The sequence below is a fragment of the Streptomyces sp. NPDC003011 genome (assembly GCF_053591515.1).
This window is the reverse complement of the sequence record NZ_JBSFTY010000008.1, coordinates 1-12,363: the sequence shown is the minus strand read 5'-3', so window position 1 is coordinate 12,363 and position 12,363 is coordinate 1. Positions and strand designations below refer to the sequence as shown.

Here is a 12,363-nt window from a genome sequence, read left to right as displayed (position 1 = left end):
GCGAGGTCAGTCGGCCACGCGGTTGGCCTCCGCCAGCGGCAGCACCGGTTCGCGGCGCGGAGGCTGCGCCGCGAGGCGGGCGAACAGGGCCGTCAGCGCGGACAGCGAGGCGACGACGGCGGCCGTACCGGCGAGCCAGGCCGGGGCGAGGGCGAGTTCCAGGGCCCGGGACAGTCCGGCCGAGTGCACCAGCCTGCCCTCGAACAACTGGCCCGCCGCGAGCGCCGCGGGCACCACGACCGCCGCGACGAGCGTGGGCAGGGTCGGCCGTACGGCCAGCAGGAGCGCCAGGAACACGCACAGGACGGACACGCCGAGGGCGAATCCGTAGACCCGGACGGAGGCGTCGTCCCGGTGCAGCGGGAAGCTGAGCAGACCGCACAGCACGAGCACCAGGACGGCGAGCCGGGTCGGGCGGAAGGCGGGCCGGGCCGCCCGGCGGGAGTCGGCCGGGCGTGCGGGCCGGGCGGCCATCACGCCGAGCCCGAGCGGGCCGCCGGTCACGCCGGACGGCTGCGCGGGCTCCTCCCGCAGCAGCTGCTCCGACGTCGGCAGGTCCGCGACGGTCTGCCGCTCCTCGGCCAGCCGCCCGATGAGGTCGACGAGTTCCTCCACGGGCCGGCCGGCGGCCGCCGCGCGCACCGCCTCCTCGCCGCAGTGGGGTTCCAGCGGGGTCCGGTGCAGCAGCGCCAGCAGCCGGGTCACGTCTCCGACCGGGCGGCACTCGGCCGCCGCGCGGATCGCCTCGTCCGCGCTGGCCACGTCCCGCGGCGGCCGGGTCAGCAGGGTCACGAGCCGGGTGACGTCCTCCACGGACCGGTCCACGCCGACCGCGCGGAGCGCGGAGACCGTCGCCTCCGCGTACTCGGGCGACTGCTCCAGCAGCGTGATGAGGTGGGCGATGTCCTCCAGGGGCCGGTCGGCCACGGCGGCACGCACCAGTTCGTCGACCGGGTCGCCGTGCTCGGAAACGGCCCGGCCGGTGGTGCCGGTCGATTCGGAGGGGGGTATGGCGGTGGGATTCGACTCGGGTGAGAAAGGGCCGGTGGTCATGGGTCGCTCCAGGGGATGGGTGCGGCCGCGTGTGACACCCCCGACGTGCGACACACGACGTTACGTTGACCATTACTAGGCGCCCCCGACCCGGCGTGCCACTCGGGTGACCCACCGGTATGAGGGCGGCGCCCGCCGGCGCGTCACACGCCGGCCGCTCCCCCTTCGGCGGACCGGACGGCGTTCGGCAGGCAATACCGGGGCCGGGAGCGGGAATCCGGGAAGAGGCGGACGCACCACGCGGCCCGCCCTGACGAGGAGGATCCGCCCGTGGACACGACCACCGCAGTGCTCGTCGGCGTCGCGATCCTCGCCGCCCTGGCACTGGCCGCCGCCATCGTCCTGCTGGTGCGGCTGGTACGGGCCCGGCGCGGTCTGCGGCGAGCGGGACTCCCCACCGGCCCGCGCTGGGTCTTCTGGGGTGCCCTGGCGTACTTCGTACTGCCGGTCGACCTGCTGCCCGACCCGGTGTACCTGGACGACATCGGCGTACTGCTTCTGGCGCTGCGTACCCTGCGCGCCTCCCCCGGCAAGGCCGGCTCCGAGGCCCCCAGCCGGATGTGATGACGCACCGTGACGAAACCATTCACCCGTTCGATTCGTATAAGTCTCTGGGAGCCCGAGAAGTCGGCGGACCAAGGGGGGCCGCGGGGCGACCGCCGTTCCGATCGAGCAGCACCGGTGAGGGAGAGACGATGCAACCGTTCGCGCTCAACTACGCACGTCCGGCAGCGGAGTGGGAGACCACCACCCCGTATGTCTACGACTCCGGGCTGCAGTTGAACGTGCTCCGTGACGGGCGGATCGCGGCCTGCGACCGCGCCCTGATGAGGGACCTGGGGACCACGACGTCCACCGCGGGCTCCAAGACGCACTTCGACGACTGAACACGGGCTCGCGACGATGACCGTGTTGATTCTGACCAGCGAAGAGGACGTGACCGCGGACATGGTGGTCGTGCACCTCAACGCGTCCGCGACTCCGGTGGTCCGGCTCGATCCCGCCGACCTGACCGGCGGGGTCGGGCTGTCCGGCGAGTACGCGCACGGAGCGTTCCGCGGCCATCTGTCGGCCGCGGGCCGCCTGGTGAGCGTCGACGGGCTGCGTTCCGTCTGGGTGCGCAGGCCCGGCGCGCCGGCCGCCCGGGCCGCCGCGCCCTCCTCCTGGCTGACCGAGGAGGCCTCCCAGGCGCTCTACGGCATGCTCCGGGGCAGCGACGCGCGCTGGATGAACCACCCCGACGCGGCCCGCCGGGCCCGGTACAAGCCCTGGCAGCTGCGTCTGGCGCAGCGCTCGGGCCTGCCCGTGCCGGCCACGCTCATCACGACGTTCCCGCAGGCGGCCCGCGAGTTCGCGGACCGCTACCCGGACCTGGTGGTCAAGCCGGTCTCCGGCGCCCATCCGCAGGATCCGCCCCGCGCGGTCCCGACCAGCCGGATCGCTCCGGACGCCGACTTCTCGGCCGTCGCCTACGGTCCCACGCTGCTGCAACGGCGGATCGCCAAGCGGGCCGACATCCGTCTCACCGTGGTGGGCGACCGGTTGCTGGCCGCCCGCAAGGCGACCGCCGAGGACGCGGATCCGGCCGAGGTGGACGTCCGGTTCGCCGTGAACCCCGCGCCCTGGCGGCCCGCCGATGTTCCGCAGCGCGTCGCCGACGCCGTCCGGGCGTACGTCCGGGACGCGGAACTGGCTTACGGTGCCTTCGACTTCGCGGAGGACGCGGACGGCACCTGGTGGTTCCTGGAGTGCAATCAGTCGGGACAGTTCGGCTTCGTCGAGGTGGACACGGGCCAGCCGATCGCGCGCAGCGTCGCGCAGTGGCTGGCGCGTCCCGGAGCCAGGCCGCGGGCCCGGGCCGGCGGCGCGGACACGGCGGTGCGCTGAGGCCGGCGGGAGGGCGGGCGGTCGCCTGGGCCGGCGGTGGCCCGGCTTCCCGGGACGGCTGCGGTCAGGGGTGCGCGCGGGTGCCGGTCAGTACGGGCGCGGGCCGGGCAGGGCCGCCCGCTGCCATCCCGCGCCCGGGGACGCCGGTCGTTCGGCGGGCAGGCCCGGGCCGGGGCCGAAGGACTGCAGCGGGCGCATGACGTACTCCAGTTCCCTGGTCACGCGCTCGGCCTCCCTGCGGGTCTGAGCGGGGACGTCGCCGCGCTCCGCGACGAGTCGGTCGTAGATGGGGGAATCCTGGAACACCCGTCAACGCGCCTTTCGTGTCACTGCCCATCAGCACGGGCACGACTGCCGAGTGTAGGCGCCCCCACCCACAAGAGGGCCAATTCCGGCGGAGGTCTTGACGCGACCGCCACACGTACGCTGCGCTCAGGCTCCGGTCGTCGAGCCGGGACGGACGATCATGAGTACGGTCACGGTCGCCCACAGCAGGTTGAACACGCCGGTGAACATGCCCAGTTGGACCGTGCTGCCCCGCTCGACGGGCTGCTCGGCGGTCAACTGCTCCAGGAGTTCGTCCTGACGGGGCAGGACGAAGGCGACCAGGACGCCGGCGGCCGCGGCCGTCAGGGCGATGGACGTCACAAGCCAGCCGTCGCCCAGCACGCCCATCGCGGCCGCGGTGGCGAATCCGAGGACGGGCACGGCGAGTCCGAGGCCGGAGTAGACACGGCAGATGCGGTGCAGCAGCCGTACGGTGCCGACCCCCACCGCGTCCGGTCCGTCGGCGCCGGTGTGGGCGCGGCGTGCGGCGGGCGGGAACATGCTGGCCGCGACGGTGACGGGGCCCACGGCCACGATGGCCGCCAGGACGTGCAGGGTCAGCAGGAACTTGGTCATGGGGTGGTGTGTCCTCCGGGGCTGCGGTCGGTGGTGCCCGGCCCACCCTAGGAAGCCGACGAGTGATCACACAGAGGCGGAAACGACAGGTTCCAACGGATTCCCGCCAACGCCCTGAACAGTGAGGTGGGACGCACTTCTCCGTTTCCGTACGGGCGCACGGACGTGGCGGGAATCCGCCTATCGTGGCGTTCATGCACACGGTGGCGATCCTGGCTCTCGATCACGTGGTGCCGTTCGACATGGCGGCGCCCCTGCAGACCTTCGACTGGACGCGGCTGCCCGACGGCCGCCGTCCCTACCGGGTGCGCCTGTGCGCCGAGTCGCCGGAGGTCCGCGCGGACTGCGGTTTCGGGCTGCGGATCGACCGGGGGCTGGAGGCGCTGGCCGACGCCGACACCGTCATCGTGCCGGGCTGCTCCCCGGAGGGCGCGCCGCCGTCCCCCGCCGTGCTGACGGCGCTGCGGCAGGCCGCCGAGGCGGGCACCCGGATCGCGTCCGTGTGCGTGGGCGCCTTCGTGCTGGCCGAGGCCGGACTGCTGGACGGACTCGGCGCCACCACGCACTGGGTGGCCGCCGACGCGCTGGCCCGCCGGTTTCCACGCGTCGACGTACGGCCGGACGTGCTGTACGTGGACAACGGGCAGATCCTCACCTCGGCCGGGGCCGCCGCCGCCCTGGACATGTGTCTGCACATGATCCGCCGGGACCTGGGGTCGGCCGTCGCCGCGCACGCCGCCCGGATGTCGGTGATGCCGCTGGAACGGGAGGGCGGGCAGGCCCAGTTCATCGTGCACGCCTACCCGCCGGTGCCGCGGGGTTCGGCGCTGGAGCCGCTCCTGGAGTGGATCGAGGACAACCTGGCGCAGGACCTCACCCTGCCGGCGCTGGCGGCCCGCTCCGGCATGAGCGAGCGCACCTTCGGCCGCCGCTTCCGCGAGCAGACGGGCACCACTCCCCTGCAGTGGCTGCTGCGGGCCCGGGTACGGCGGGCCCAGTACCTGCTGGAAAGCAGCGACCACCCGGTGGAGCGGATCGCGCGACAGGCGGGGTTCGGTTCCCCGACCTCGTTTCGCGAACGGTTCCGCCGGGTGGTCGGCACCACACCGCAGGCGTACCGGGCCGCGTTCCACGCCAGGGCGGACGCGGCCCCCGAGGCGCGCTCCTAGAGCCCGGCGGCTCGGGGACGGCAGCGCGTCACACGGCCAGCCGCAGCCCGTCCTCCCCGTCCGCGTCCGACGGGGTGGGGGCCGTGCGCCCGGCGGCGATGAGCAGGCTGTCCGCCTTGGCGACCGCCTCGTGGATGTCGGTGGCCCCCATCATCACGCAGAGCGTGTAGGTGACATCCTCCAGTTCACGTGCCGTCGCCTGCTTCTCCCTCTCCGCCTGAGCGATCCGCAGCGATGCGTAACGAGTCAGCAGCTTTCTGACGACCTTCGGATCCGGAACGAGCACGTAGCGCCCCTCTCTCGCGTTTTCACCGCGTATGCCCGAACGACGGCGGACCATTCATCTCCGTCGCAGCCCGGCGGGCGATTGGCGCGATTCCATCACTTCCCGCCCGGCCGTCCGCGCCGGCGGCCCGCGCCACGCCGGTGGACGGGCGCGACCCGCTCGCCTCGCGCCCGCCGCCGGCGTACGCCGTCAGGCGGCCTGCCCGCTGTGCAGTGCGGTGTACGCTCCGCCCCGGCGCAGGAGTTCCTCGTGCGTGCCGATCTCCCGGATCCGGCCGTCCCCCATCACCACGATGCGGTCGGCGCCCCGCACGGTGGACAGGCGGTGCGCCACCACGAACGTGGTGCGTCCGCGCAGCAACCGGGCGAGCGCCTGCTGGACGAGCGCCTCCGACTGCGTGTCCAGGGCGGAGGTCGCCTCGTCCAGGACGAGTACCCGGGGGTCGCGGATCAGGGCGCGGGCGATGGCCAGGCGCTGCCGCTGCCCGCCGGAGAGCCGGGCCCCGTGCTCGCCGACCAGGGTGTCGAGGCCTTGCGGCAGCCGGTCGACGAACTCCAGCGCGTTGGCGTCCCGCAGGGCCGCGCGCACCGTCTCCTCGTCGGCGTCGTCCATGCCGTAGGCGACGTTCTCGCGGATCGTGCCGTCGAAGAGGATCGACTCCTGCGGCACCACCGACACGAAGCGCCGGTAGGTGCGCAGATCGAGGGCGTTCATGTCGGTCCCGTCGAGCAGCAGCCGGCCACGGGTCGGACGGATGAAGCCGATGACGAGGTTGAGGACGGTGGACTTGCCGGCGCCGGAGGCACCGACCAGGGCGATGGTCTCCCCCGGTGTCACCGAGAGGGTGAAGTCCCGTACGGCGGGCCGGCCGCTGTCGTCGTAGGCGTGGCCCACGCCCTCGAAGGTCACGGCACCTCGTACCGAGGAGACCTGCGACTTGCCCTCGTTGTCCTCCAGTTCGGGCGCCTGGAGCACCTCTCCGACCGAACGGACCGACTCCAGGCCCTTGGTGATGACCGGGGCGAGTCCCGCCAGCGTTGTCGTGGAGTTGGTCAGGGTGGTCAGGAAGGCGCTGAGCATGACGACATCGCCCGCGGTGACGCCCCAGACGCCGTAGTACGAGACCAGCGCGGCGCCGGCCAGCACCAGCACGCCGACCACGTTGAGGACGACCCAGGCCAGCGAGCCGAAGCGGCCGTTGACCAGGTCCAGGCGCATCCCGGACGTCAGCAGCCGGCGCAGGGTGCCGTCCATGCGGCGCAGCGCCTTGCCCTCCAGGCCGTGGGCGCGGGTGACCGGGATCAGCCGGGTCATCTCCGTGACGCGGGAGGAGAGGGTCTCCACCTCGTGACGGAAGTGCTCGTTGTGGGTGCGCAGCCGGGACCTGAGGCGGGCGACGACGAGGGCGGCGGCGGGAACGACGACGAGGAAGACGGGGAGGAACTCCGGGGTGCGCACGCCGATGATGACCAGGCCGCCGATCAGGACGGTGATCGCGCCGAGCCCGTTCTCCGCGGTCTGCTGCACCATCTGCTCGACGGTCTCGACGTCCCGCACCACCTTGGCCTGCAGGACGCCGGCGCTGACGCGGGAGTGGTAGCCGATGGACAGCTGCTGCATGCGCGTGCACAGCGCGGACCTCAGGGCGGTGCCCATGCGGCGCACGCTGCCGTACAGGAGGCGGACGTACAGGAGGTGCAGCGGGTAGTTGATGAGCAGGATGAAGAGGATGACGCCGGTGCTCGTCCAGAGCCGGGAGATCGGCTGGTGCTGGACGACGGTGTCGATGAGGGACGCGGTGATCAGCGGCAGCAGCCAGATGGGGCTGTGCTTGACGGTGAACACGCCGACCGCTCCGGCCAGGCGGCGCCGGTCGGCGCGGAACAGGTACGCGAGGGTGCGTATCGGGTGTTCGCCTCGGTAGCGGTGGTCGAGGGGTCTGTCGAGCGGCGACGCCATCGGCGGTGGTCCTCCCCAGTTGCCGTCTTCAGGGCAAGCGCTTACTTCCCTGGGAGGACAGGACTACACCACGCGGTGGTGCGGGCTTGGCCGCGGGCCACGCCGCACCGGGACGGCGCGGGAGAGCGGAAGACCCGCTCCGCGGGGCACGGGCACGGGCGCGGGCACGGCGCAGGGAGCGGGGCTCCTGCCTGCCTCGGCGAGGTCGCGCGGACGGGGCGAGGCGCCTGCGTACCCCGGTGGGGTTCCGCGGACGGCGTGAGGCGTCACTCGCCGAGTGTGCGGGCGAGTTCCTTGGTCGCGCGGGCGATCTCGGCATCGTCCTCGGCCATCAGCCGCCGCAGGGCGCCGCGCCGGTCCCGGACGGCCTGGCGGGCCTTGCGCTCCCACACGACGTGGTTCTCACGGTGGTTGAGCAGCTTCGGATAGACGGCGGCCGTGTTCTCCCACTGCCGGGCGTCGGCGATGTTCCCGAGCAGGCGGATGATCTCCGCGCGGCAGGTCACGTGGGGCAGTTGGGCCAGTTCCCACAGGAAGGGCACGGTGGCGGCCGTCGCCTGCTCCACCACGAAGCCGTACTGGCAGATGCGGGTGCGCAGGTCGGTGAGGGCGGCCCGGGCGGTGTCGGGGTCGCCGCAGGCCACGCTGTTGAGGAGCAGCGGGATGGCGGCCGCGCAGCCGGTGGAGTCCTGGATCTCGCGCCACGGCACCCGGCCGAGAGCCGTCAGGGGCGTGGTCCTGGCCACCCCGGTCGGCGGCTCGTGGTGGTCGGTGCGCTCGGTGCTCTGCTGATGCGTCGGAGCGGTGCGCATGGCGTGAGGCCTTTCCGCGGCGGTCATGTCGGAGGGGGCGGGCAGGTCGACAGCCTGGCCCAGACGGTCTTGCCGGCCGGGGGCCTCAGGGTCCAGCCCCACTCCTCGGCCAGGGTGTCGACGATGAACAGGCCCCGGCCGTGCTCCCGGAGATCGGAGCAGTCGGTGGCCGTGAGCTCGGGCGGGTTCTCACCGGGGTCGGAGACGGTGAGCAGCACATGGGCGGGGTCGAGCAGGATCCCCAGCCACACCTCCGCCTCGGCCGCGCGGGCGCGGGGTACCGCGTGTTCCACGGCGTTGGCCGCGAGTTCGGTGATCACGAGGGCGGCGTCGTCGCTCCGGTGGCCGAGCGACCAGCAGCCCAGGGTGTCCCGGGTGAAGGACCGGGCCAGGGCGAAACCCTCCCCGCTGCATCTGATGCGCAGCGCGGCGGCGTCCGGGCGGTGGCCCGCGGGTGCCGGTCCGAGGGGCGGGCGCCCACCGTGGTCCGCCGAGCGCGGCCGCGGCAGGAGTTCACCGGCCGGGGCCGCCGCACCACCTGCTCCGGCCGCAGCCCGGTCCGGCTGCCGGAGCACGTGGTTCGCAGGTGATGACACGGCATCTCCCTGATGCGACGTCAAGACGGGGCGCCATCGGTGGGGTTGACGCTGTGGCTATTATCCACGCTGAAAGCGCCCGTGTGCAATTGCACGAGAAATTGCACGAAAGACGGGTGGGACGCGAGGGGTCGGGGGAACCCGGCCGGTTCCACCGGGGGTGGCCGGGCACCGTGCCCGGCGAAGAACGTGAACAGCAAGGAGACTGCGATGCCACCAGTACGGAACGGGGTGCGGGCGAGTTCGCTGGACGCCCGATGGACGAAGAGCCGGCACAGCAACGCCGAGGGAAACTGTGTCGAAGTGGCCACACTGGTCGACGGAGCCATCGCGATGCGCAACTCCCGTGACCCCGACGGGCCGGCGCTCGTCTACACACCGGCCGAGGTGGCGGCGTTCATCGCCGGAGCCAAGGAGGGCGAGTTCGACCATCTGCTGTGAGGCGGCGGTCAACTCCCTTGTGTGTACGGACGGATGCGGTGCGACACGGCCGAGTGCGATAATCTAAGACGTCTCTGTGCCGGTTTCACTGGGAGTCAGGATGTCCGCCGAGTCGCATCGCATCTCCCGTCTGCAGCCCTACCTGGACCGGCCCGAGCCGGCCCCGACCCTGCTCAAGATGCTGGTCGGCGTGCAGCTGGCGGGCTTCCGCGAGGATGCCGGCTTTGCCCAGGAACAGGCGGCACGGGAGCTCGGGTTCAGTGCCGCGAAGCTCTCCCGCATCGAGTCGGGCAAGGGCCGACGGCCCCCCGCGGAGAACGACGTCCGCGCCCTGCTGGCGCTGTACCGCACCGACGACTACGAGGCGTCGGTGCTCCTCAGGCTGCTCCGGCGCGCCGGTGAACCAGGGTGGTGGCAGCGCTACGACAAGCGGCTGATGCCCGAGTGGTTCGACCGTCTGGTCGGCCTGCAGGAGGCGGCGGCCGCCATCCGTACGTTCGAGATCCAGTACGTGCCGGGTCTGTTGCAGACGCCGGACTACACCCGGGCGGTGGTGGAGCGCGGTCTGCCCTCGGCCGCCGAGAGCGAGGTGCGGCGCCGGGTCCAACTGCGCACCCGCAGGACGCAGTTGCTGGAGCGGGTGGACGCTCCGCAGCTGTGGGCGATCCTCGACGAATCGGTGCTGCTGCGGATCCTGGGCAGCCGTGAGGTGATGCGGGACCAGCTCGAGCACCTGATCAGGATGGCTCAGCGCCCCCATGTGACCGTCCAGATCGTGCCGCTGGACGTCACGAACGCGTCGGCGCCGTCCTTCCCGATCACCTACCTCCGCTTCGGCGGTCTCGATCTGCCCGACGTGGTCTACCTGGAGCACATCAAGAGCGCCAACTTCCTGGAGGACCGCGACGAGACGGAGGAGTACCGCCTCGCCCTGGACCGGCTGGCCGACGAGGCGCTCGAACCCCGGGAGTCCCTGGGCTTGCTGCGCCAGACCCTGGAGCAGCGCTACGGCGAGTGAGCGCCCCTCGGACACACGGCGGATACAAGGCAGTACGTGTCGGATGTGCGGAACGCCCCTCACGGGACCACTGAGGTCGCCGGAGGGGCGTCTTCACGTCCGGCGGCCGGCCACCAGGACTAGGGAAGGCGGGCCACGCCGCCGAACTCGATCCACTCGTGCGTGGCCTGGCGGGGCGCCACCTCGGAGTCGGGCCGCCAGGTGGAGACCTCCACCAGGCCCGGGTCGAGGATCTCAAGGCCCTCGAACCACTCGGCGACGTCCTTCTCCTGGCGCACCCGGCCCCAGTGCCCCTGGGTCGCCTGTGCCATGAAGTCGGTGACGAACTCACGGACCTTGGGGTCCTCGCTGACCAGCTGGCACATCACCAGGTAGCTGCCGGGGACGAGCCGTTCGGTGACGCGGCGGATCACCGCGAGGGGGCCGTCCGTGTCGCTGTCGGGGATGCAGTGCATCACCGAGTTGAAGAGGAGGGCGACCGGCTGGGAGAAGTCGATCAGCCGCTCGGTGTCCGGGTGCGCGAAGATCGCGTCGGTCTCCCGCATGTCCGCGTGGATGACGGCGGTGCGGTCGTCCTGCTCCAGCAGGGCCCGGCCGTGGACCAGCACCATCGGGTCGTTGTCGACGTAGACGACGCGCGAGGCCGGGTCGACACGCTGGGCGACCTGGTGGACGTTCTCCTGGGTGGGCAGGCCGGAGCCGTGGTCCAGGAACTGCCGGATGCCGTGCTCCGCCGCCAGCACCCTCACGACGCGCTGCAGGAAACGCCTGTTGTTCACGGCGAGGTGGCGGGTGCTGGGAACGACCTTGTCGAGTTCCTCGCACGCCGCCCGGTCGGCCGCGTAGTTGTCCTTGCCGCCCAGGTAGTGGTCGTACATCCGTGCGGCCGTGGGTACCGTGGCGTCGATCGACGTGGACAGTTGCTTACCGGTCTGCATCTTTCCCCCAGCTTCGTGCCGCGCCAACTGGCCTGGCAGGACAGGGAGTCCATCCTAGGGACCGGACGTTTGCCGATGCCAGTCCGCACACGGACCGTCCACCGACGAATGACCCGGCAAACCGGGACGCCGCGCCGCCGAAGGGTGCCTTCGGCGCACGCGGCCGGGCCCGCCGGCCCTCCTCTCCGGTCAGGCGGCGTCCAGTTCCGTGAGCTCCTCCGCGGTGAGGGTGAGGCCGGGGGCGGCGGCCGAGTCGCGGATCGTCCCGGGCCGGCTCGCGCCCGGGATCGGCACGACCACCGGCGACTTGGCGAGCATCCAGGCCAGGCACACCCGTTGCGGGCTCACCCCGTGGGCCTCGGCGATCCGGGCGAACGGGGCATGGGCGGAGCCGAGTCCACCGGCGTGGGAGATGCCGCCCAGCGGGCTCCAGGGCAGGAAGGCGATGCCGAGTTCGTCGCACAGGCGCAGTTCCGGCTCGCTGGAGCGGAAGGCCGGGGAGAACTGGTTCTGTACGGAGACCAGCCGGCCGCCGAGGATCTCGTTCGCCTGACGGATCTGGTCCGGGTCGGCGTTGGAGATGCCGGCCATCCGGATCTTCCCCTCGTCGAGGAGGTCCCGGATCGCGCCCACGGACTCCGCGTAGGGCACCCGCGGGTCGGGGCGGTGGAACTGGTAGAGCCCGATGGCCTCCACCCCGAGCCGGCGCAGGGAGTCCTCGCAGGCGGCCTTCAGGTGCGCGGGGCTGCCGTCCTGGGTCCAGCTGCCGTCGCCGGGGCGCAGATGCCCGCCCTTGGTGGCGACCAGGACGTCCCGGCCCCCGTCGTGGGAGGCGAGGGCCTTGGCGATCAGCGTCTCGTTGTGGCCGACCTCGTCGGCGTGCAGGTGGTAGGCGTCCGCGGTGTCGACCAGGGTGACGCCTGCGTCCAGCGCGGCGTGGATGGTGGCGAGGGAGCGCGCCTCGTCCGGTCGTCCCTCGATGGACATGGGCATGGCGCCCAGACCGATCGCGCTCACTTCGACGTCACCGATACGGCGGGTGTGCATGGGCTCGTGACCTCTTTCCGGCTGTCGTGCGGAACGGCTGGCGTCCGGCGCCCCGGGCGGGGTGATCCCGGCCGCGCCGGACGCCCTCCACACTCTCCGGACCGTGTGCCGAAGGTCCAATAGAGGAATGAGAACGGATTCAGCAGTCGGGCCGCTGAATCCCGTGGGCCGCCTGTCCCCTCGCCGCCGCCGGCCGACAGCGCGACCACCGTGACGGAACCCGCCGCGGTCCGTCACCGGTGACGGACCGCGGC

15 protein-coding genes are annotated in these 12,363 nt (G+C 72.4%); 6 read left to right on the top strand and 9 right to left on the bottom strand.

Annotated features, from left to right (window positions below; translation table 11 throughout):
* Positions 1-6: 6 nt before the first annotated feature.
* Positions 7-1,053, bottom strand: coding sequence for a hypothetical protein (locus tag ACWD0J_RS06060; protein ID WP_451494549.1), 1,047 nt, complete (start codon positions 1,051-1,053; stop codon positions 7-9).
* A 270-nt stretch (positions 1,054-1,323) separates the two neighbouring features.
* On the opposite strand from ACWD0J_RS06060, the gene ACWD0J_RS06055 reads away from it, so the two are divergent.
* From ACWD0J_RS06055 to tgmB, 3 genes are all read left to right on the top strand, one after another.
* Positions 1,324-1,617, top strand: coding sequence for a DUF1232 domain-containing protein (locus ACWD0J_RS06055; RefSeq protein WP_451494548.1), 294 nt, complete (start codon positions 1,324-1,326; stop codon positions 1,615-1,617).
* A gap of 131 nt (positions 1,618-1,748) precedes the next feature.
* Positions 1,749-1,940 carry a putative ATP-grasp-modified RiPP gene (gene tgmA, locus ACWD0J_RS06050; protein WP_451494547.1) on the top strand — a complete coding sequence of 64 codons (192 nt, stop codon included), beginning with the start codon at positions 1,749-1,751 and terminating at the stop codon, positions 1,938-1,940.
* 16 nt (positions 1,941-1,956) lie between these two features.
* Complete coding sequence (gene tgmB, locus ACWD0J_RS06045) at positions 1,957-2,940, top strand: ATP-grasp ribosomal peptide maturase (protein WP_451494546.1); 984 nt, start codon at positions 1,957-1,959, stop codon at positions 2,938-2,940.
* Positions 2,941-3,027: 87 nt separating this feature from the next.
* On the opposite strand, the gene ACWD0J_RS06040 is transcribed toward tgmB, so the two are convergent.
* Both ACWD0J_RS06040 and ACWD0J_RS06035 read right to left on the bottom strand, forming a co-directional pair.
* Positions 3,028-3,246, bottom strand: coding sequence for a hypothetical protein (locus tag ACWD0J_RS06040; protein ID WP_451494545.1), 219 nt, complete (start codon positions 3,244-3,246; stop codon positions 3,028-3,030).
* A gap of 126 nt (positions 3,247-3,372) precedes the next feature.
* Positions 3,373-3,843, bottom strand: a complete 471-nt coding sequence (locus tag ACWD0J_RS06035) for a hypothetical protein (protein WP_451494544.1) — start codon at positions 3,841-3,843, stop codon at positions 3,373-3,375.
* 194 nt (positions 3,844-4,037) lie between these two features.
* Here ACWD0J_RS06035 and ACWD0J_RS06030 point away from each other — a divergent pair, with 194 nt between their 5' ends.
* The gene (locus ACWD0J_RS06030; protein ID WP_451494543.1) at positions 4,038-5,012 is read left to right on the top strand and encodes a GlxA family transcriptional regulator; all 975 of its coding nucleotides are present in this window, start codon (positions 4,038-4,040) and stop codon (positions 5,010-5,012) included.
* Positions 5,013-5,040: 28 nt separating this feature from the next.
* Here the strand turns inward: ACWD0J_RS06030 and ACWD0J_RS06025 are convergent, their stop codons facing one another.
* From ACWD0J_RS06025 to ACWD0J_RS06010, 4 genes are all read right to left on the bottom strand, one after another.
* The gene (locus ACWD0J_RS06025; RefSeq protein WP_451494542.1) at positions 5,041-5,298 is read right to left on the bottom strand and encodes a DUF5133 domain-containing protein; all 258 of its coding nucleotides are present in this window, start codon (positions 5,296-5,298) and stop codon (positions 5,041-5,043) included.
* A 189-nt stretch (positions 5,299-5,487) separates the two neighbouring features.
* Positions 5,488-7,257 (bottom strand): ABC transporter ATP-binding protein, encoded by a 1,770-nt coding sequence (locus ACWD0J_RS06020; protein WP_451494541.1) that lies wholly within the window; start codon positions 7,255-7,257, stop codon positions 5,488-5,490.
* Positions 7,258-7,523: 266 nt separating this feature from the next.
* On the bottom strand, positions 7,524-8,069 hold the full coding sequence (locus ACWD0J_RS06015) for a hypothetical protein (RefSeq protein ID WP_451494540.1): 546 nt from the start codon (positions 8,067-8,069) through the stop codon (positions 7,524-7,526).
* A gap of 23 nt (positions 8,070-8,092) precedes the next feature.
* Complete coding sequence (locus ACWD0J_RS06010; protein ID WP_451494539.1) at positions 8,093-8,665, bottom strand: ATP-binding protein; 573 nt, start codon at positions 8,663-8,665, stop codon at positions 8,093-8,095.
* A 210-nt stretch (positions 8,666-8,875) separates the two neighbouring features.
* Between ACWD0J_RS06010 and ACWD0J_RS06005 the strand changes: the two genes are divergently transcribed.
* On the top strand, positions 8,876-9,106 hold the full coding sequence (locus tag ACWD0J_RS06005) for a DUF397 domain-containing protein (RefSeq protein WP_451494538.1): 231 nt from the start codon (positions 8,876-8,878) through the stop codon (positions 9,104-9,106).
* A gap of 100 nt (positions 9,107-9,206) precedes the next feature.
* Positions 9,207-10,124, top strand: a complete 918-nt coding sequence (locus tag ACWD0J_RS06000; RefSeq protein WP_451494537.1) for a helix-turn-helix domain-containing protein — start codon at positions 9,207-9,209, stop codon at positions 10,122-10,124.
* A 119-nt stretch (positions 10,125-10,243) separates the two neighbouring features.
* Here ACWD0J_RS06000 and ACWD0J_RS05995 read toward each other — a convergent pair whose 3' ends face one another.
* Positions 10,244-11,062, bottom strand: coding sequence for an SAM-dependent methyltransferase (locus ACWD0J_RS05995; RefSeq protein WP_451494536.1), 819 nt, complete (start codon positions 11,060-11,062; stop codon positions 10,244-10,246).
* Positions 11,063-11,251: 189 nt separating this feature from the next.
* A complete protein-coding gene (locus ACWD0J_RS05990; protein ID WP_451494535.1) occupies positions 11,252-12,109 on the bottom strand; it encodes an aldo/keto reductase in 858 nt (285 codons plus the stop codon).
* Positions 12,110-12,363: the final 254 nt, after the last annotated feature.